This is a genomic window from Capnocytophaga sp. G1920 (assembly GCF_051417515.1).
The window spans coordinates 19775-41384 of record NZ_JBPRKH010000008.1; the positions used below are offsets into that span (position 1 = coordinate 19775).

12 protein-coding genes are annotated in these 21610 nt (G+C 40.9%); 8 read left to right on the plus strand and 4 right to left on the minus strand.

Annotated features, from left to right (window positions below):
* The first annotated feature begins 23 nt into the window (after window positions 1-23).
* Window positions 24-1268: a glutamyl-tRNA reductase gene (gene hemA / locus ACSQ7D_RS06165; RefSeq protein WP_437135657.1), complete on the plus strand. Its 1245-nt coding sequence runs from the start codon at window positions 24-26 to the stop codon at window positions 1266-1268.
* 88 nt (window positions 1269-1356) lie between these two features.
* Here the strand turns inward: hemA and ACSQ7D_RS06170 are convergent, their stop codons facing one another.
* Window positions 1357-2103: a murein L,D-transpeptidase catalytic domain family protein gene (locus tag ACSQ7D_RS06170; RefSeq protein ID WP_437135658.1), complete on the minus strand. Its 747-nt coding sequence runs from the start codon at window positions 2101-2103 to the stop codon at window positions 1357-1359.
* Window positions 2104-3291: 1188 nt separating this feature from the next.
* Here ACSQ7D_RS06170 and ACSQ7D_RS06175 point away from each other — a divergent pair.
* From ACSQ7D_RS06175 to rpmA, 7 genes are all read left to right on the plus strand, one after another.
* Complete coding sequence (locus ACSQ7D_RS06175) at window positions 3292-7632, plus strand: translocation/assembly module TamB domain-containing protein (protein ID WP_437135659.1); 4341 nt, start codon at window positions 3292-3294, stop codon at window positions 7630-7632.
* A gap of 75 nt (window positions 7633-7707) precedes the next feature.
* Window positions 7708-8355, plus strand: a complete 648-nt coding sequence (locus tag ACSQ7D_RS06180; protein WP_178958430.1) for a LolA family protein — start codon at window positions 7708-7710, stop codon at window positions 8353-8355.
* Window positions 8356-9843, plus strand: a complete 1488-nt coding sequence (locus tag ACSQ7D_RS06185) for an LptF/LptG family permease (RefSeq protein ID WP_437135660.1) — start codon at window positions 8356-8358, stop codon at window positions 9841-9843.
* 268 nt (window positions 9844-10111) lie between these two features.
* Window positions 10112-11458, plus strand: coding sequence for a cytochrome ubiquinol oxidase subunit I (locus ACSQ7D_RS06190; RefSeq protein WP_437135661.1), 1347 nt, complete (start codon window positions 10112-10114; stop codon window positions 11456-11458).
* 12 nt (window positions 11459-11470) lie between these two features.
* Window positions 11471-12505: a cytochrome d ubiquinol oxidase subunit II gene (gene cydB, locus ACSQ7D_RS06195; RefSeq protein WP_437135662.1), complete on the plus strand. Its 1035-nt coding sequence runs from the start codon at window positions 11471-11473 to the stop codon at window positions 12503-12505.
* A gap of 133 nt (window positions 12506-12638) precedes the next feature.
* Window positions 12639-13265 (plus strand): 50S ribosomal protein L21, encoded by a 627-nt coding sequence (rplU, locus tag ACSQ7D_RS06200; RefSeq protein WP_015782584.1) that lies wholly within the window; start codon window positions 12639-12641, stop codon window positions 13263-13265.
* A gap of 27 nt (window positions 13266-13292) precedes the next feature.
* The gene (gene rpmA, locus ACSQ7D_RS06205) at window positions 13293-13553 is read left to right on the plus strand and encodes a 50S ribosomal protein L27 (protein WP_002670844.1); all 261 of its coding nucleotides are present in this window, start codon (window positions 13293-13295) and stop codon (window positions 13551-13553) included.
* A gap of 740 nt (window positions 13554-14293) precedes the next feature.
* On the opposite strand, the gene ACSQ7D_RS06210 is transcribed toward rpmA, so the two are convergent.
* The 3 genes from ACSQ7D_RS06210 to ACSQ7D_RS06220 are packed head-to-tail and all read right to left on the minus strand — an operon-like array spanning window position 14294 to window position 21579.
* Window positions 14294-15775, minus strand: a complete 1482-nt coding sequence (locus ACSQ7D_RS06210) for a DUF4832 domain-containing protein (RefSeq protein WP_437135663.1) — start codon at window positions 15773-15775, stop codon at window positions 14294-14296.
* A 29-nt stretch (window positions 15776-15804) separates the two neighbouring features.
* A complete protein-coding gene (locus ACSQ7D_RS06215; protein ID WP_437135664.1) occupies window positions 15805-17388 on the minus strand; it encodes a glycoside hydrolase family 31 protein in 1584 nt (527 codons plus the stop codon).
* Window positions 17389-17448: 60 nt separating this feature from the next.
* The gene (locus ACSQ7D_RS06220; protein ID WP_437135665.1) at window positions 17449-21579 is read right to left on the minus strand and encodes a response regulator; all 4131 of its coding nucleotides are present in this window, start codon (window positions 21577-21579) and stop codon (window positions 17449-17451) included.
* Between the last annotated feature and the right edge of the window lie 31 nt (window positions 21580-21610).

A 21610-nucleotide genomic window follows, 5' to 3' on the forward strand; every position in this document is an offset into this window, starting at 1 on the left:
ATAGTATCAATTACTAAAAAACTATGACACAACCTACTATATCTAAGAACAAAACCTTTTACTGCATTGGACTCAGCTACCAAAAAGCTGATGCAACGATGCGTGGAATGTTTAGTCTTACCCCTGAAAACAAAGACCAATTGCTCTCCCAAGCTAAAAGCGAAGGCTTTGAGGAGCTATTGGTGATTTCTACTTGTAATCGTACGGAGCTCTATGGTTATGCCGAACACCCTTTTCAGCTGATACAACTGCTCTGTGAAAATTCTAATGGGTCGGTAGATGATTTTCAGAAAGTGGGTTACGTAACAAAGAACAAAGAGGCTGTGCATCATCTTTTTGAAGTAGGGACAGGTTTAGATAGCCAGATTCTTGGGGACTTTGAGATTATAGGGCAGATAAAACAAGCCTTTAATCTCTCGCGCGACAAAGGTCTCGCCAAAGCCTTTTTGGAACGATTGATGAATTCTGTTATTAACGCCAGCAAGCGTATCAAGAACGAGACGACGCTTTCCTCAGGGGCAGCCTCAGTATCGTTTACGGCGGTGCAGTATATTATGCAGAATATACCTGAGGTGTCGCAAAAGAATATTCTTCTCTTTGGTGTAGGCAAGATAGGTCGCAATACGTGCGAAAACCTCATCAAGCACACTCAAAACGAACATATTACTCTTATCAATCGCACACGTGAGAAAGCAGAACAAATAGCGGGTAAGTTTAATGTAATCGTTAAAGATTTTAACGAGTTACGAAATGAAATTAGCAAAGCTGATGTACTCATAGTTGCCACAGGGGCTGCTACTCCTACGGTGTATAAAGATTTTATCAATCCAGCTCAACCGATACTCATTTTAGACCTTTCTATTCCTAAGAACGTGGAGGAACAAGTGGCAACACTCCCCAATGTAACCCTTTTGCATATGGACGAGCTTTCTAAGCGCAAAGACGAAGCCTTAGAGCGTAGAAAAGAAGCGATTCCACAGGCTTTGGAGATTGTAGAAGAGGTAAAAGAAGAGTTTTTCCAATGGTTAGACAACCGCAAGTTTGCGCCTACTATCAAAGCGTTAAAAGCGAAGCTTGAAAGCCTTAAAGAAGCTGAAATGGACTTCCAGCGAAAGAAAATTGAAAACTTTAACGAGCAACAAGCTGAAATGATAAGTAACCGCATCATTCAGAAGATAACTACACAATTTGTAAACCACTTGAAAGATACCTCGTCAGTAGATGAAAGTATCAGTTGGGTACAAGAGGTGTTTCAGTTAGAAGTATAAGACATCTATATAAGGAAAATAAAAAAGACTGCTGTGTAGCAGTCTTTTTTATTTTTTAAGTATTCAGATAAGGATAATCAAAATTTATTTAGAAGACGGATTCGTCGTCAATAAGTTTTAAAACATTTAAGTATTTAGAGGAGCTGAGGTATTTTGCATCGTCGTAATAAGCAAAAATCATTGTTTTTTCTTTGATAGTTTCAATGACTTGTTTATATATATTTTCGGGCAATACAGGGCAACCTAAACTTCTGCCCATACGCCCCGTACGAGCTATGTAATTTTCATTGGCGTAATTGGCAGTGTGGATAACTACTGCACGTTTGGCTAAGTTACTATTATAGCCTTTTTCATCGCCGTACAACATTAGGCTAAATCCTTTACTACCGATGTAAGTGGCACCTGTAATGTAAAAGCCTATACTACTTTTGTTAGATTCCATTGCATCTGAAAAAGAGGAGGACTTTATTTCTCCACTATTTCTACCGTGTGCTACATAGGTGTAATACACTATTTTCATCTTCTCTAAGTCGATGGTATAAAAGCGCTTAGAGCTACTATCTTTTGTAAAATCAATAATAGAGAAGAGGTCTTTTTCGTTTAAGCGGTGTTGCTTTCTGAGAGATTGATAGCCTATATAAGCGTAGCGAAAAACTTCGAAGCTAAGGTCGTATTGGGCGGCGTTTAGCTCGTTATACAAATCTTTAATGTTAAGTTCGACTTTTTTTAAGGCTAATAGTTTTTCTTTGCTAAGATGGGAATTTTGGGCGTGTACGAAATACAAAAAACTGCTTAATACAAAAATAAGGAATAAGAAAAAATACTTTTTGTTCATAGTGTTGTTGTTCGAAACATTTTTTAATTGTTAAATAAGAATTCATTGCGGGTGCAAAGGTAGTATATTTTTTTTACGTTGTATCAGAAAGGTGACACTTTAACATTTATTTAACACGTTTGAATAATTTCCACAATACCCATAAGAAGTAGCGTAATAGCCTTTGTGATGGTTGATGGCAGTATTTTTCAGCCACACCATAACGCAATAATTGTACCAATTTGATGTTGATAATACCAGAAATTAGGAAATGAGAAAATTAGGAAATTTGGAAATGAGAAAATAGGGATTGTTAGTTTATTCAACTTTGGCAAAGTTTAAAACTTTGCCAAAGTTTGAGATAAAAAAGCGATGTATTGGGGTGGTTAGGAGGAGACGAAAGATATCGGAGGAGAACGGAAGAGAGCTGAGAAGATTTTTGGTGAAAAAAGGCTATTAGGAGGGTGGGGGTAGCTTATAGAGAGCTTATAGGAAGCTTATACGAATCTTGGACGATTGGTATAGAAAGGGTATATAAAAAGTTGATTCATAATATAATACAACAACGCTAAAAATGTTAAAAATGGGGTTTCGAGGCGAAAGAAAGAGAATCCTCACCCCGTCCCTCTCCCAAGGAGAGGGGGTGTGTAGTGACGGGGAAGCGAAAGAAACCTCCCCCTTCTCACATACCCAGCTGTCGCTGGCTACCTCAATGAGGGGGAATTTGGTGACAGGAAGCGAAAGAAACCTCCCCCTAGCCTTCTCCAAAGGGGGAGTGTAGTGACGGGAAAGGGGGAGAAATGACGAATGACGAGTGACGAATGACAAATGTGGACTTTCTTCAAAAGGAGATTGCGGTGGTGGTAAGACGATGCGAGTCATACGGACAGGTGATGAATGAACGAAGGCGCAATGAAGATAAGGTAAAAGTACAATAAGGATAAAGCGGAGGCACAATGAAGAGAAAGTGAAGGTACAATGAAGATAAAGCGAAGGTACAATGAAGATAAAGCGAAGGCACGATGAAGATAAAGCGGGGGTAAGATGAAGGAGAAAAGAAGCTATTTTAGTGTGTTTGGGTATTTTTTCAGTATATCTTTTTTTGCTTTTCAATTTTATTCGTATCTTTGCACGCTAAGTCAGCAGTAAAGAACTCATTCTATCAAAAGATTACGAAAAATACTTGTCCGTTTCTTCCTTATAACCCTTGTGTTACTTGGGGTTACGGCTCTGCTTTTGACCTTACCCGCCACCCAAACCTTCATTGCTAAAAAGGTGGTGAACTACCTGAATGAAGATTTTGATATCGACCTAAATATAGAGCGCATACATCTGAAAATCAACGGGGATGTGGATATCAAACGAGTGCTTATTCGCGACCACAAGCAAGATACGCTTATTTCGGCAAAGAAACTCACGACTTCTATTTTAGACTTTAAACAGCTGTTTGACGGTAATTTGTACTTTGGACACATAAAGGGTGATAGTCTCATTTTCAATATGAAAACCCATAAGGGTGATACTTTGTCTAACCTGGACGTGTTTGTAAACAAATTCGATTCGGGAGAACCCAGCACGGGCAAGTTTGTGATGAAGGCAAAAAGCATCAAGCTAAAAGATAGCTATTGCCGTATTTCGGACGAGAATAACGCCAATCCTTCTATCTTGAAAGTAGACCATCTGAACACTAAGCTAAACGACTTTAAAATCTTGGGTAGCAAAGTGTTTTTTGAGATGCAAGAAGGGAACTTCCGCTTTGATGACAAACTGAATGTTACCCACCTAAATACACAGTTCAGCTATACCGATAGCTTGATGCAAGCCAAGGATTTGCGACTGCAAACGGCATTGACGGACATTCAGGGTACTATAACGATGTTCTCTCACAACGGCAGTTTTGGCGATTTTGTGAACAAGGTAGTCTTTGACGTTAATCTGCCCAAAGCTACGGTAAACACTACCGATTTGAACGCTTTTTACAATGGCTTCAACGGAGGTAGAAACATTGTGTTAGAGGGCGTAACGATGAAAGGAACGCTCAACAACTTCACTATTCCGCAGGGAAAAATATCTTATCAGAACACGCTTATTGAGGGAGATTTAACTTTCCAAAACCTATTAGCAAAACACGCTAATATAGCCGTGATAGGCAAAGGTGTATATGCCGAGAGTATTTATAACGATTTGGCTTACTTAATGCCTAAGGATTTGGGTGAAAATATTCCAGGGGAACTACAAAGGTTAGGAATGTTTTCAGTAGAAGGTGATTTTGCTTACAGAACTACTTCGCTACAAGCCAATGTACTGCTGAAAACCAATGACGGCGAAGCACATATTGACGGCTCTTTGGAAGACCTTACCCATACCGATAAAACGGCTTTTAGAGGTACGCTCACTACGAATCAGTTTCATTTGGGCAAGATTTTGGACGACCCGACTATGGGCGCACTCACTGCCGATATGACAGTGCGCGGACAGGGATTGAACTTTAAAACTATGCAACTCTACGCCAATGGCACGGTTCATTCGGTGGGCTACAACGGTTATAACTACCAGCGCATAGGCATTAATGGGGAGTTTAGGAATCAGGTGTTTAACGGCAAAATAGACGCAAAAGACCCGAACCTTACGATGAACTTCAACGGACTTGCTGACCTATCGGGGAGAAACAACAAATTTGACTTTCAAGCGGATATTGCTATTGCCGATTTGCACGCTTTACACTTTATGGAAATGGACAGCATATCGCAGTTATGTGGTAAGGTAGTGATAGACATTTCGGGCAATCAGTTGGACGATATTGTGGGTAAAATATCATTTAAACACACCAATTACATCAATTCAGCAGGAAGTTTTACCTTTAAAGACTTCGAGGTCGTTTCAACCTTGAACAATGGCGTGAAAGAAATCACGATTAATTCGCCTGATATTGTGAGCGGGAATGTAAGAGGAAAGTTCAAGTTAGCTGAGCTAAAAAAGGTAATGCAAAATGCGGTGGGAAGTATCTATGCCCAATACAACCCGTATAAGATAGAGAAAAACCAGTACGTAGACTTCCATTTTGATATTTACAACAAGATAGTAGAAGTGTTTGTGCCCAAAGTGAAGATAGGCAGAAACACTTTCATCAACGGGAATATAGATGCCGATAAAGGGAGTTTTAAGTTCCAAATGAAGTCGCCCAGCGTGAATGCATACGGCACTCAGATAGACAGTATCAGTCTTGAAATAGACAATAAAAACCCGCTGTACAATACTTATTTTGAAGTGAAGAAAGCCGATTTTGGGGTGTATGCCATTCAAGATTTTAACCTGATTAATACCACTATCAAAGATACGCTTTTCTTCCGTACTGAGTTCAAAGGGGGCGATACCGGCAGAGATACTTATGAGCTGAATTTCTACCATACTTTGAACAAGAAACAACAGTCGATTATAGGGATTAAGAAATCACTGATAAACTTCAAAGGCAATGCGTGGTATATCAACCGCGAGAATGCGATGAATGAGTACAACAAGATTGTGCTCAATCGCACTGCCGATACGATTAAGGTGAGCAACTTCAAGATGGCGCACCAAAACCAATATATGAACCTCAGTGGGCTCATCACTACCAAAGATTATAAGAACCTGCACTTAGTTGCCCATAACGTAGCGATGGACAAAATAGTACCGGAAATCAAAGGGCTCAACCTCACAGGAACGCTCAATGGTAACGTGTCGCTCACTCAACGCGGGAACTTATATTACCCTTCGGCAGACCTTTTTATACGCTATTTTAAACTGAATGGCTATGACTATGGCGATTTGGAAGTGGGTATCTTTGGTAACAGTGATTTGTCGTCGTTTGATGTAGGGGCGTTTTTCTCTAACGGGCGGGCTCTTGGCTTTGCTACGAGAGGGAAAATTAACTTAGACAAGAAGCGGGGTACTTTGCTTGACCTTACGGCTTATTTTAGAGACTTTGAGCTCTCGCCTTTTAATCCGTTCTTGGAGGGAATCTTCTACAACCTTAGAGGCACGATGTCGGGGCAAGTGAAGATAGACGGTAGCGTAACCGACCCACTGATGGACGGCGAACTCACCTTGCACAAAGCAGGTGTGGGGATTACGTATCTGAAACTCAATACTGATATTCAGGAAGGTGCACGGATAAAGGTAAACAACAAAACGTTTGATATAGACAACTGGCTACTGACCGATACCGCTTATAAAACACAAGCCAAACTGAATGGTTCGATTAGACATAATAAACTATTAGATTGGTTTTTAGACCTAAGATTGCAAACTCTTGGCAAGCGCTTTATGGTGCTCAACACCCCTTATACTGATGATGCGCTGTTCTACGGGACTGCCTTTATCAAAGGGAATGCGAGTATTAAAGGAGCATTGGACGAAATTGCGATTAAGGTAAATGCAAAGACCGAAGAGGGTACGTCCTTCAAAATACCGCTCAGCGATAGTGAGAGTGTGGGCGATGACTCGTTTATCACTTTTGTAGAGAAGGGCGATAAAAAAGTAAAAATTAACCGAGAATTGGAGTCTATCAAGGGGTTAGAACTGAACTTTGAGCTTGATATCCTTCCTACTGCCGAAGTGGAAATTGTGATGGATAGAAAAACGGGTAGTAACCTTGTGGGGCGTGGAGCAGGTACGCTCCTTATTGAAATTAATACCAACGGTAAGTTCAATATGTGGGGGGACTTTATCACCTATTCGGGCTTTTATAATTTCAAGTACGAAAACATCATCGACAAGCGTTTTACGGTGCTCCCAGGGGGGTCTATTTCTTGGAGTGGCGACCCGCTAAGAGCTACTTTGCGCGACTTGAAAGCGGCTTATAACCTGAGTGCGAACCCAAGTACGCTATTGGAAAGCACCCAGTATAACCGGAAAATCAACACTCAGGTAATCATTAAATTAGAAGGAGAATTGATGCGCCCCGAAACCTTGTTTGACATTACTTTTCCTGATAGTAGTCCGAGTTTGGTATCGGAACTCAACTACAAGCTTGAAGACCAAGACCGCAAGCAGTTGCAAGCCTTTTCGCTCTTGGCACAGGGTTCGTTTATGAGCGAAAAGAATACCGATAACCGTTTGGTAGCTTACAACCTCTTTGAAACGGCAGCAGGCTTGTTTAACCAATTGCTCTCGGACGAAGACAACAAGTTGAACTTGGGAGTATCGTACGAAGCGGGGATTAATGACGGTTCGTCCGACATCAACAGCGACCGTTTGGGCTTTACTGTCTCTACCCAAATCACCGATTGGGCGAGTGTGAATGCCAAAGTGGGTATCCCTGTGGGAGGAGTGAGCCGTACGGCAGTGGCGGGTAACGTAGAGGTACAATTCCGCTTAAACTCCGACGGTAGCCTCACAGCTAAAATATTCAACCGAGAGAACGAATGGCAACAGTATATGCTCGACCGTATAGGGTATGCCCAAGGGGTAGGACTGACCTATTCGGTAGATTTCAATACCTTTAAAGACTTGATGCAAAAGATATTTAAAAAGGGAGGAAAAGTGATAGAACCCAAGACAGAGAAATAAAAAATATATATCGCAATAAAACTTTGGAACAATAATTGCTATTAGACAGAGACTAAATCATTAAAAACACTAGAAATGAGAAGAATATTTATTGTAGCTTTTGCTTTATTTTTAGGCGTATTTCAGGCACATAGCCAGCAAGTAGACAAGGCAAAAAAGCTATTGGACGAAGTGTACAACAAGATGGTTGCTTACAATAATATCTATATAGATTTTAAGTATAACCTCGATAATATTGCTGAGAATATCAATCAGGAAACCAAAGGTAATGTAACCATTGCCAAAAACAAGTATGTGCTGAATTATCTGGGGGCTACTAAAATATACGACGGTCATAAGACCTATACCATAGTACCCGAGAATGAAGAAGTAACGATAGAGAAAAACGCCAATGACGACAATGCCATTACTCCTTCAAGAATGCTTACCTTCTATAAGAAAGGTTATAAGTACAAATGGGATATACAGCAAAATGTACGCGGGCGCAAAATACAATATGTAGAGCTGAAACCGCAGAAAGCTAATACTGATGTAAAGCAAATTCTGTTGGGGATAGATATACAAACTAAACACATCTACAACCTTATTGAAATAGGAAAGAACGGAACTAAAACCACTATCACAGTGAATACTTTTAAAACAAACCAGCCTATTTCGAACAATATCTTTAAATTCGACCGCGAGAAGTACAAAAAAGACGGCTATACTATCAGTGAATTATAGATGAAGATATTAGACCGCTACATTATCACTCAGTTCCTTACTAACTTTTTAGGAGCACTCTCTATACTTGTTCTTATCTTTGTATTCCACACAATCTTTACATACATTGATGAGCTAGCGGGGCGTGGTTTAGAGTTATGGATTATATTCAAGTTTCTAATCTATTTTATTCCGCAACTTATCCCTATCATTATGCCCTTGGCAGTGGTAATAGCCTCTATTATGACCTTTGGGGCATTTGCTGAAAACTATGAGTTTGCTGCGATGAAAGCCTCAGGTATTTCGCTAATGCGCGTAATGCGTCCGCTGATTATACTGATGGCATTACTGAGTTTAGGCACTTTCTTTTTAGCCAATAATGTAATTCCAGTGGCTTATCGGGAGGTGTATACCCTTAGATCGAATATTGCCAAAGTGAAGCCTGCTATGGCTATAGCCGAAGGAGTATTCTCTAACATAGGGGAAGATATAAGCATAAAAGTAGGAAAAAAAAGAGGAGATAATGACGAGTTTTTAGAGAATGTGCTCATTCACAAAAAGACTCCCGATAAAGTAAATCGCACTGTAATCAATGCCAAGCGAGGAGAACTCAAGAGTTCTAAGAGTAATAGCAACTTCTTACAGCTCATTTTGGAAGACGGGACTTATTACGAGGATATTAAAACCAACACTTACGAAGCTCAACAAAAAGTACCTTTTGCCAAAGTGTACTTTAAAAAATACGTTATTAATCTTGATCTTTCGCATTTGAACAATGTAGATTTTAACGAGAAAACCGATGCCACTACCTATCGTATGATGAATGTAGGACAGCTTAATTACGCTATCGACTCACTCCGCACCGATTTCAAGCAGAATATTACTGACTATGGCAATAATATGTTTCGCCGTACAGGTTTCTCAGTAGCTCCTTCGACACCCCCTTCTTCCGAAGTAAAAAAACAAGAGAAGCCTAAACCTGCTAAGGAGATTACTTCGGTGAGAGAGCTTTTTAACAAGCTGAACAACACACAAAAATCAATGGTACTTGATATGGCTATCAATACCAACCAAGCTCAGTTAGACAATGTTGAGTTCCGCCAAAGCGACCTTGAATATCGCTATAAGCTAATGAACTTACACATTTTAAATCTCAGCGATAAGTTTGCTCTCACGGTAGCTTGTTTTGTGCTCTTTTTCGTAGCGGCACCCTTAGGAGCTTTTATTCGCAAAGGAGGGATTGGTATGCCTTTGGTAATAGCAATGATACTGTTCTTAGCTTATTATTTTATAGGAATGTTTATGAAAAATATAGCTGAGAACAACACTATCAACCCAGCCTTGGCACCGTGGATACCTGCTTTGATACTTCTGCCTTTGGGTATTTACCTCACTACAAGGGTTACTACTGATAAAGAAGTGTTCAATTTCCCTATTACCAATAAACTAATGCGCTTTGTAGAAGACAGAGTGAAAGAAATAAAAGGGAAAGTTAAAAAGAACAAGTAAAAATCGATAATATCTAATTATAAGTTCATCAATGGATATTCAGAGTATTGAGTATCCATTGATTTTTTATAACATCACAATACCGAAAAAAAACAATAATACCAATCATCAGAGGTAAAGCTAGCGATAAGTTAGGTATGAGAGTAGAGAAAGAGCTATATTATTTAGATGTGATATAAATTAATGCTCGTTTTCTACTTTTCTTTTGGTATATTACTCATATAGTGTACTTTTGTCGCAATATTTCACTAATTAAATTACTCGACATATGGAGACAGAAATTTTAGCACGGGTGCAGTTCGCACTGACGATTGCTTTCCATTACATCTATCCGCCTTTAAGTATAGGGCTTGGATTACTAATGGTAGCTTTTAAAGGTATCTACCTACGCACTGGTAAAAAAGAGTACGACACGCTCGCCCGCTTCTGGACGCGCATCTTCTCACTTACCTTTGGCTTAGGAGTCGCTACAGGAATTGTAATGGAATTTGAATTTGGTACCAACTGGGCTACCTATTCGCGTTATGTAGGTGATATCTTCGGTAGTGCTTTGGCTGCTGAGGGTGTTTTTGCTTTCGCACTTGAAAGTACCTGCCTTGGTATTGTACTTTTCGGTTGGAATAAAGTAAAGCCTATATGGCACTTCTTGGCTACCCTTGGGGTGTTCTTAGGCTCTATGTGTTCCGCTATTTGGATTGTGATTGCCAACAGCTGGCAACAAACCCCCGCAGGTTATGTAATTGCAGGCGAAGGTATGCAAGCTAAAGCCGTAATCACCGACTTTTGGGCGATGGTGTTTAACCCCTCAAGCGTAGACCGTATATGGCACGTATGGCAAGGAGCGTTCTTGGCTGGTATTTTCTTGGTATTGAGCGTTCACGCTTGGTATTTACTCAAAGGTCGCCACGTAGAAATCTCTAAAAAAGCCTTTAAAGTAACCCTTATCATCGGTACCATTGTGTGCTTGTTGCAATTGGTTTCAGGACACAGCTCAGCTGATGGTGTAGCTAAAAACCAGCCTGAGAAATTAGCTGCTATGGAAGGGCACTTCAAGACAGGGACTGGTGATGCTTACATTATTGGTTGGGTAGACAAAAAGAATGAGAAAACTCACGGGTTGAGTATTCCTAAGGGGCTTTCGTATATGGTGCATTTTGATGCTGATGCTCCTGTAACAGGTCTTGACCAATATCCGCTTGAAGACCGTCCAGGGCAAGTGAATGCTGTGTTCCAATTCTATCATATAATGGTAGCCATTGGTATGTTGCTCATCGCACTCACTCTCTATGCTTCTTTCTTATTGTGGAGAGGTAAATTATACAACAAACGTTGGCTCTTGCACATTTTTGTATGGAGCGTACTATTGCCACAAATAGGTAATCAAGTAGGTTGGTTTGCAGCCGAAATGGGTCGCCAGCCTTGGATAGTGTACAAACTCTTGCGCACCAGCGATGCGTTATCTAAATCGGTATCGGCTAACCAAATACTCTTTGCGATTATCTTATTTACTGTTATTTATATTATCCTCTTCGCTCTATTCATCTACTTGATGAACAAGAAAATCGTTCACGGTATAGATGAACAAGAAAATCAAGAACAATTACAAACAGCATAACATTATACAGATATGGAAACATTTTTAGGAATCGACTACCCTACGTGGTGGTTCATCATTATAGGATTTTTGATTACAGGCTATGCTATTTTAGACGGCTTTGACTTCGGAGCAGGGGCGTGGCATTTGTGCTTCGATAAGAAAAAAGAACGCCGTGTAGCTCTAAACGCTATCGGACCAGTATGGGACGGTAATGAAGCGTGGTTAGTAATTGGGGGAGCAGGTATTTTCGCTGGTTTCCCACTAATGTATGCCGAATTGTTTTCGGCTATGAACACGCCTTTTATGCTTTTCCTAACCTTTATTATTTTTAGAGCTGTATCTATTGAGGTACGAGGCAAAGAGGACAGCGACCGTTGGCGCAATACTTGGGATATTGTGTATAGCGTGTGCAGCATCGTATTGCCTGTGCTCTTAGGCGTGGTAATTGCCAATGTACTACAAGGGCTTCCGTTAGACGAGAATTTCGTATACCAAGGAGGCGCACTCTTTACTTTCCTTACCCCTTATGCATTACTTGTAGGGGTAATGACTTTGTTACTCTTTATGGTACACGGAGGTTTGTACTTGCTCATCAAAACTCACGGTGATATGCACCACCGCATCGAGAAACGCATCAACTATGCATACATCGGCTTCTTAGTAGTGTTCACAGCTGTAGCAATTTACAGTATGCTCACTCCTCATTTAGCTGAAAATATTGCTAATAGCACTGCACTGAAAGTATTCCCTGCGTTATTGCTCCTCAGCATCTTAAGCGTAGCTTTCTTTATGAAGAAAAAAGACTATAAAAAGGCTTTTGTGGGTACTATTCTCACTATTGTTTTCTTTATGGTGATAGCAGCGCTCAATTTGCACCCTACTTTCTTGAGAACTACTTTAGAAACTGGCAATAGCATCACGGTTTACAATGCAGCAGCTTCTCAGAAATCATTAGAGATTATGCTCACTATTACCGCGATAGGAGCGCCGTTATTGCTTCTCTACACTTATTTCGCCTACAAAGTATTCTGGGGCAAAGTAGAGATTGATGAAAACAGTTATTAATACAAGCCTTATAGGCACTATAAAATAAGAAAGAGAGAAAAGGTTTTAAAACTTTTTCTCTCTTTTATTTTGGTAGGTAAAAAATAATTCGTACTTTTGCGCCCGATTTAAACCATTATTAAATAACAAAGCTATGTATGCAATTGTAGAGATAGCAGGGCAACAATTTAAAGTTAGCAAAGACCAAAAAGTGTTTGTTCACCGTTTGCCTAATCAAGAAGGAGAGAAAGTGGCGTTTAATAACGTACTCCTTTTAGATAACAACGGAACCATCACCGTAGGCGCCCCAGCTATAAATGGAGCTTCTGTTGAAGCAAAGGTTTTGAAACATTTGAAAGGCGACAAAGTGCTCGTGTTCAAAAAGAAAAGACGTAAAGGTTACAAAGTTAAGAACGGACATCGTCAGTTTCTTACTCAAATTGTAATTGAGAACATCGTTGCAAGTGGTGCTAAAACTACCCAAGCAAAACCTAAGACAGAAAAAGCTCCTGTTAAGTCAGCAAAAGCTGATGATTTGAAAAAGATAGAAGGTATTGGGCCTAAAGCAGCAGAAGCCTTAGTAGCAGCAGGGGTAGACACCTTTGCTAAATTAGCTAAGAAATCAGTTGAAGAAATCAAAACCATCCTATCAGAAACAAGTTCAACCTTGGCACACTTAGACCCTCAAACTTGGGCAGCTCAAGCTCAATTAGCCGCTGACGGCAAATGGGACGAACTTAAAAAATGGCAAGACGAGTTGAACGGTGGTATCGTAAAATAATTGTTAAACCTAAAAATCTAAGAAAAAATGGCTCACAAAAAAGGTGTCGGTAGTTCTAAGAACGGTAGAGAATCTCACTCTAAACGCTTAGGTGTTAAAATTTTCGGTGGTCAAGTTGCCATCGCAGGAAACATTATTGTTAGACAACGCGGAACTCAACACAATGCTGGCGAGAATGTGTATATTGGTAAAGACCATACTTTGCACGCTAAAATCGATGGTATCGTTAAGTTCGAAAAGAAGAGAGATAACAAATCATTTGTTTCTGTTATTCCATTAGAATCATAATAAAGTTTTTTAATGTTACAACAAAAAAGGCCTTTGGTATTCCAAAGGCCTTTTTTGTAAATAATACCATCTTATTCTACTATAATAGTACATTTAGGGTCTATATTAGTACGCGAGTCAAAAACAAAATCAAAAAAAAGCTACATCATCTTTCTTACCTTGTTTTATCCACTACTTCACTTTGTTTTTCCTTCGTTTTATTTCCCTCAAAATTAGTGTTTTCTCACCATCTTTAACTATTCATTACCAACTACTTATATACCCTTTCTATACCAATCGTCCAAGATTCGTATAAGCTTCCTATAAGCTCTCTATAAGCTAACCATACCCTCCTAATAACCTTTTTTCATCAAAATTGCATTCCAGCCTCTTCTGAAATCTTCCGTTTCCTTTTGAATTTTCCGACCTTCCATCACCCATCAGTATTTCTGGTATTATGTTAACGTCAGTTCGATATGTACAATATTGATTTACAATTGTATTTGTGTTATAATCTGTGAAATCCAGCAACGAAGTTGCCAATCCGTGCACATCACAATTGTCAATTGAAAGACTATCCGTGTAATCCGTGCAAGACTTTCAGGCAGCTTGCTACCTATTTGTTTGATTTTTTTAAGATTTGTAAGATTTCTGTAGCGTAAGCTACACTTTTCTTACATCGAACTCACGTTATATTATTAAAAAAGGTCAGCAAAACTCTTCTTGCTGACCTTTTTCTTCTGTTTCTATTATCCTAATCTTTACTGTATCGTAATCGTATTGAGTTTGTTATAACCTGTTTGAGCTTCCCATATGCCTTTGTTAGCCAAACGAATGCTGTATTCCGGACGATGAGCAAGACTTTGGTAAGGGTCTGGTAAATTCAAATAAATGTCATAAAGCCCTTTGGAAAGATGTTGAGGTAAAGTAATATCTGCTTTCACTTTCACAGTCTTACCTGCAAACCAGCGACGAGGGTCGTCATTGAGTTTAAATACTTGTTTTTCCGAAGTGCCTTTTCTCACTAAAACAATCTGCACATCACGACGATTATACGGCGAAGCAAAGCCCTCATTCTTGAGTTCAAGCTCTATTTGCAAACGTCCTCCAGGCACTGGGTTGCCCGTAAATTTACTGTAATTAAGTGCAAAACGATAGCCTAATTTTCTTTTCATATCGTCCATACACCTGTTTTTCCAACTATTAATAGTACCCTCGTGGAAGTCCATATTAATATAACTCCAATGATACAAAGCCATTTCTCTTAAAGCATTGCTACATTCTGTAAAACTATTAGGCGAGGTGCAAGTCTCTCCTCCCATCACCACATACTGCGTCTCCCGCTCCATATACTTGCGGTAGTTTTCATTAGGATAAGTACCCTTATTAGGAGCATCGGCTAAAAAGCAATCGTTATGGAAGCCAATGCGTGATAAGTCACTGCCATTATAAGCATTTCCCTCTGTAAGATTCGTGTGCACATTGATGTTTTGGGTAAATATCTTTGCCATTGGGTAGCGCACACACACCATTCTATCCTTAGGTAAAATGCTCAATTCTTTTGCTAATACCTTTCTGCGGGCTTCATAAGCTCCTGCGTTTTCTTGGGGTTCAAAGCCGTAATGATTGGTGTAATACCATTCGCCCCAAACACCCACAAAACCTGCTTCCCATACAGCTATGATATCAGCATTTTCACGAATTATTGGTGCCAATTGGTTAAGGTGTCTTTCCGTCCAATACCACGAGGTATCTCCTCTACCATTGTAATAATCACCTTGGTCTTTTGAATAAGCAAAGCGTAAAACCACCTTAGAGCCTCCTTCGCGAATGACTCGCATATTATTCCGAATCCTATTTAAAAAGTACTCCGGAATGTCTTTCTCTCGAAAGTTATTCATATAATAAATCGTGAGAATAAGACTTATCCCCTCCTGATTTCGCTTCTGTCTCACCCAATCTGCATTAAGTGTCCAATCGCCTTCCCCTTGGTCTTGATGGGTTAAAAAACCTCTTTCAGGATTTAAAAACACCTCATTAGTACCTTCATATCTCACTGTCTGATTGAGAGGAGGAACTGCTGGGGGCGTAACGGGTGGTATAGGGGTGGTAGTAGACGTAGTAGTAGAGGTTTTGGTAGTAGGTGACTGTGTACCTCCTCCATTGTTAACGTCATCTTCTTTGCTTTGGCAAGAGATTATGGTGGTTAGTAAAACAAAAAATGTTAAAAGATATTTTTTCATAGGATTTTAAGTTTACAATGCATAATTTATTACTTAATCTTCACAAAATAAGGCAATCGCTCCAAAGGTACTTTTAGGGTGTATGCTTTGCCTCCTTTGTACTTTTTGCCTTGTTCGTCTTGCCAAGTGCCTTTGGGGAGTTTTACCGTGCGAATATCGCTTTCGGTCATTACAGGGGCTACTAAATACTTATCGCCCAGCATATATTGGTCTTTGCAATTAGCGAAACCCTGATGAGGAAAAGCATACTCCATACTGCGCACAATAGGTTCTCCTGTTTGTGCCGATTTTTTAGCTTCGGCTATGATATAGTCGCCTAATTGTTCGTGCCATTTGGCGTATTTGATACAGATAGCCAAATTCTCTTTCGATAGAATGCGCCAAGGAGCTACTGAGAATTGCATCATAGGCATCATCGAATGTATTTGGCAAGAGCGCACGATGAGTTTCTGATTGAACTTAGTAGGGTCTACATTCAAGAAACTGCCGTATTCCCCTCCGCCTATCATATCAGGGCAAGCAAATGCATAACCGTTGAGTCCTGCGGCTATCATATCGGGGACTAAACGGGCTACACCGTCCCAAGAGTAACTCTTGTCCCCCAAACGCTGTACCAAAGCCTGTCCGCCCAATTTCCAGCAAGCGCGGAACTCGTTGTAAGGGAATTCTAAGCCTAATTTACCCCAGAGATAGGTCTGTTCAGTATCGTAAGATTTTTGGTCGAAAACGTCTACATCTTCCGCCAAATAACGCTCTGGGTCACCTGCATCAAACTTAAATCCATCAATGCCGTATTCTTTTTGTAGGTCTTTGAGCATATTCACAAAGTAGGCAAAGGCTTCGGGATTGCTGAGGTCGTAGCAAGCGCTGAGCCCATTCCACCAATCGAGGATAGCAGGGGTGTCAGCTCCTTTTTTCTTCACTAAATAGCCTTTGTCGCGCAAAAAGCGGTACTCTTGGCTATCGGGTGATACAAATGGGCATACCCATACCATTACTTTGAAGCCCATTTGGTGGAGCTGGTTTATCATTTCCTTAGGCGTAGGGAACTTATCGGCGCGGAATTGCCATACGCCATAGTCTTTTTGCCAGTTGTCATCAATCATTATTACTCCCGTTGGCATTCCGTTGTCCAGAATGGCTTTGGCGTAGGCTAAAACGTCCTTTTCGTTTTGATTGTAAATGAGTTCTATCCAAGTGTTGTATTGCGGTTTGGTAAAGAACACTTCGGGGGGAATTACCCCTGAAGGTGGAAAATATTGTTTACTCACTGCCTGATAGGCACTTTTGAGGGTAGAGCCTGCTGTGTGGCAACTTACCTCTGCCCGTGAAGGAGTGATAAGTATCTTTCCTTCTTTAAATTGGTAAGCAAAAGGAGCTTCCGAAGCGATATAACGCCCTTGATTAGAGTACAGAAAGGGCACTGATTGGTTGTTAAAATTCTCGGTGCGCAAGTTGTAAATACGCTCCGATGGTTGGTAAGGCATCTCTTTGCCTACGCCCGTAAAGCCACCCCACCATTGTTCATTGGGTAGTAGGGTGATTTCAGTGGGCTGTTGTGCGCTCGCCCATAGCGAACTGCATAAAGTAATAAAAGCAAATATTCTTTTCATTTGTATGTTTTTAGTCGTTAGTTATTAGTTCTTAGCCGTTAACTTTTTACCTCTTACCTCTTATCTCTTACCTGAAATAAATTCTGAGGGTGATACCCCAAATTGTTCTTTAAAAGCTCTTGTGAAATACGACGGACTATCGATTCCTACTTCGTAGCACACTTCACTGATGAGTTTATCGGTGGTTTTTAGCAGTTCGGCAGCTTTGTCTAAGCGTATTTTGCGAATGTAGTTCGCCAAGGTAAGCTCGGTAGCTTGTTTGGCAAAGCTGTACAACTTAGTGCGGTTCATACCGAGTTCAAGGCAGAGGTTATCTACCGAGAAATGTGGGTTTTGCATATTGGTCACTACCAAGTGAGTGAGCTTGTCTAACTGTTCTTGTTGTTTTTTATCAATCACTTTCTGACGGATATTCTCAATAGGAGTGTGTTGTTTGCTCTTGTTGAGCAAATTGCGCACATTGGTTTTGAGCAGTTTCACATCAAAAGGTTTCGTAAGGTAGGCATCAGCTCCTAACTCAATTCCTTCTATTTGTGACTCTATTTGCGATTTCGCCGTGAGCAATATCACAGGAATAAAGCACGTTTGTAGGTTCTTTTTCAAGATACCACAGAGCTCAAATCCGTCAATTTTAGGCATCATCACATCCGATATGACCAAATTAGGAAAATGCTGATTACACTTCTCAATCGCTTGTTCGCCGTCGGAGGCGAGAATGATGTTGTACTCTTTCATAAAGATGTTTTTGAGTATCATCAGTACCTCGTGATTGTCGTCTACTAAAAGCAAGGTAGGTTTATCTTCTTGGGGCAAATTTAACATTTCGTCCTCGTCTTCGCCTATGTGTTCATACTCAACCGCATAGTCTGATAAGTATTCTTTCAGCTGAAAAGCACTGTCCTGCAACTTCTGTTCGGGCAATAAGTAACTATCGTCCATAGGGAAGGTGATGATGACTTCGGTACCTACATTGGGCTTACTGCTAATGATAATCCCACCGCGATGCGCTTCAACTAATGATTTTACCAAAGAAAGCCCGATGCCTGAACCCACTCTTTTTTGTCCTTGTCCTTCTACACGGTGAAAGCGTTCAAAGATTTCGGATAAGGCATTCTTCTCCAACCCTATGCCTTCATCTTGCACTTTTACCACCAACTGTTTGCCTGGTAAGGTATGCGTAGTGTTCTCAAAGGCGCTCTTGTAGAGCGGTGTGAGCTCGCTCAAATTCTCTACCGAAATCGATAAGCATATAGTGCTGCTCGCATTGGAGTACTTAATGGCATTGGAAAGAATATTCGAAAGTATCTTGCTAAAATACTTCTCATCTAACCACAACTTCACTTCTTGTTCAGGCAGTGTTAATTGCAAGGTTATAGCCACTTTGCTTGCCCACTCCTTAAACTCGTTGTAAATGGCTTGCACATAGCTATTTGCCGAAATATAATTGGCTTTTAGCTGAGGTGTATACACGTCCATACGGTGTATCTCAAGCAGTTCGTTCACCATATTACTGAGCTTACCCGTATTGCGTTTGAGGGTATGCACATACTTATTGGAAGGCATTTCCTCTTCCATTTCAGTTACTGCGTGGCTCATTAGGGTAAGTGGTGTGCGGAACTCGTGTGAGACGTCTGTAAAGAACTGCATTTTCATCTGCATTAGCTCTTCTTTATGTCGCTCTTTTTCCTCTTGTACAGCTATGGTATGCTTCATTTGCGTCCATCGCATAAAGTACCTGAAACCTATGTACAGCAAGCCTGCAAGGGCAAGTGCATAGAGGCTGTACGCCCACCACGTAAGCCAAAAAGGAGGCTTGGAGACCACTGTAAGCTCGGTCTGCGCTCCGCTCCACTGTTGCCAATCGCCTACCTCCACTAATAGTTTGTAAGTACCATAAGGGAGCTTTTGGTAAGTGGCGTGTGGGGCAGGGTCATTCACCGCTATATAATGCCAATCAGTGTCGTAATCCTCTAATTTATAACGGTAGCGCAACCGCTGAGGGGCATTGTATGACAAAGTGGTGAAGTACACCGAAAAATCGTTGTTCGGGTACGCAATCGAAAGCGCATCGGTAAACTCTATACACGAATTGACTACCTTGCCGTTGTTTTCAAACCTGCTAAAATGTACTCTTAGGTGAGCTGACGAAAACATTTGCGCTTGTGGTTTGAAATAGTTAAAGCCGTGTGAGCCTCCAAAGTACAGATTCCCCTCAGCATCTTTGCAAGAGGAAGCCGTCCCGAAACTGTGTCCTTGCAAGCCATCATTGTTGCTGAAAGCCGCAAAACGTTTTAGTTTTGTATCAAAGAAATTCAAGTAAAAGCCTCCACACCACACATTGCCAAAAGCATCTACTTCCACACTTTCAATATCGTTAGAGGTTGCCCCTTCTTCTATACCGTAATGTTCGGCAGTATAAGTGAGTTTGCCATTAGCGTTATCAGTGAGAACCACCTTGTTGAGTCCGCTACCCATAGTACCTATCCAATAAGTATCTTTGTCTTTATCAATTGCCCAAAGATAATTACTACTCAGGCTGTGCGGGGTTTTAGCGTCGGCAGCGTATTTGAGCACACGCACTACCTCGCCTTTGGCATTGAGTTGCAATCTGTTTAAGCCCATTACCGAGGTTATCACAAGTTCGTTCTTAGCTTTATCCACATATATTTTGTGGAGCTTGTTAGTAGATAACCTACGAGGTTCAGGCGTTGTTTCGGTAAAGGTGTAGACGTTTTGCCATTGTCCTTTTTGCTCTTCAAAGCACTCCAATCCTGAATAGGTAGTAATCCACAAACGGTGAAAGGTATCGAGCTTGATATCAAATATATAATCGTTGCACTGTGTTGCAAACGAACCGATAATGCGTCGGCTTTGCTTGTCTATCACCCATACCCGTTCGCGAACCGATACGTACAAGTGTGCTTTATCGCTCTGAATACTCGTAACGTTAGGCGAAAGCTCAGGAGCATTGCAATAATGCTCGTCTAACTGCTGGCTCTGGGTGTGAAACCTAATCACTCCGCCGAACTTATTGCCTATATACACATAGCCATCGGGGTCGTAGTGCATCGTGCTTACAAACTCCGAACCCACTTTGCTCTGGGGTTTTATCCATACCGTCTTGAAGAACGCATCGCGCGTACTGCTGTACGATACGCCATTAGACCAAGCCGATACCCACAAATTGCTATCCTTGTCTAAGAACACACTGTTGATATGATTGCTTGTCGAATACGGATTCAAAGGCGAGTGACTGTGTTCTTTCAGCAGAGAAAGACTGTTTTTATCCAACTGAAAGATACTTTCTTCATTCACTACCCACACGTATTGCCCGCTCAGTGTAAGAGAAAGCAAATGTTTGTTCAGGTCAAATTCCTTTTTAGCAACTATCGCATAGGTGTTATCGGGCTTATAGGCGTACTTCACTAAGCTATCTCGGTAAATCACCCACAAGTAGCCATCGGCATAGAGCATCTTTACGATACCCGAACCTATGTTGTTTACCTTTTCAGGTAGGGCTTTTAGTCTGCCCTTGTCAGGAACGTAAGCTGATAACCAAGGGAACCCCGAAAGCCACACTTCTCCTTTTTCACTCACTGCTATTTGCGGATTGAGTTGCGAAGTAGTGAGTTGTGAGACAGAGCCAATAGGCAATGTTTTCAGCGTAAGTGACTTCTCGCGCTGATTCCACACTACCTTAGCACGCCTAATTTGGTTTTCGCTCAAAAGCCAAAGTTCATTGTTTGTGCCTTTTTGTAAAAGTTTTACTTTGGTATAGAAAGCCAAATCAAGAGGGTCGTCTATTTTGAAATTGACAAACTGTTTCAGCCGAATATCAAAACAAGCTACCCCTGCTTCGGTAGCTACCCAAAGGTAACGCCCCATAGGTTGCAAGCTGTACACACGGTTGTAGTACACCGAGTTGATAGGGTCTTGCTCATACTTGTAAGCATCAAGCGAATAGCCGTCGAAACGGTTGAGCCCTCTATGAGTACCTAACCAAATAAAGCCCAACGAATCCTGAGCAATGCAAGTAACGTTGTCGTGTAACAGACCTTCATTGCGCGTAAGATGGTGGAAAAGGAAAGTTTCTTGCGCTTGTGTTCTCACCACCACCCTCTCTGTGAAAGCGATAGGAAAGAGAAAATGCCACAACAGCAGGATTCGCAGGAGCTTTATCGTTCTGTCCATTTGTTAAAATTTCATTTAGAGGGCAAAGATA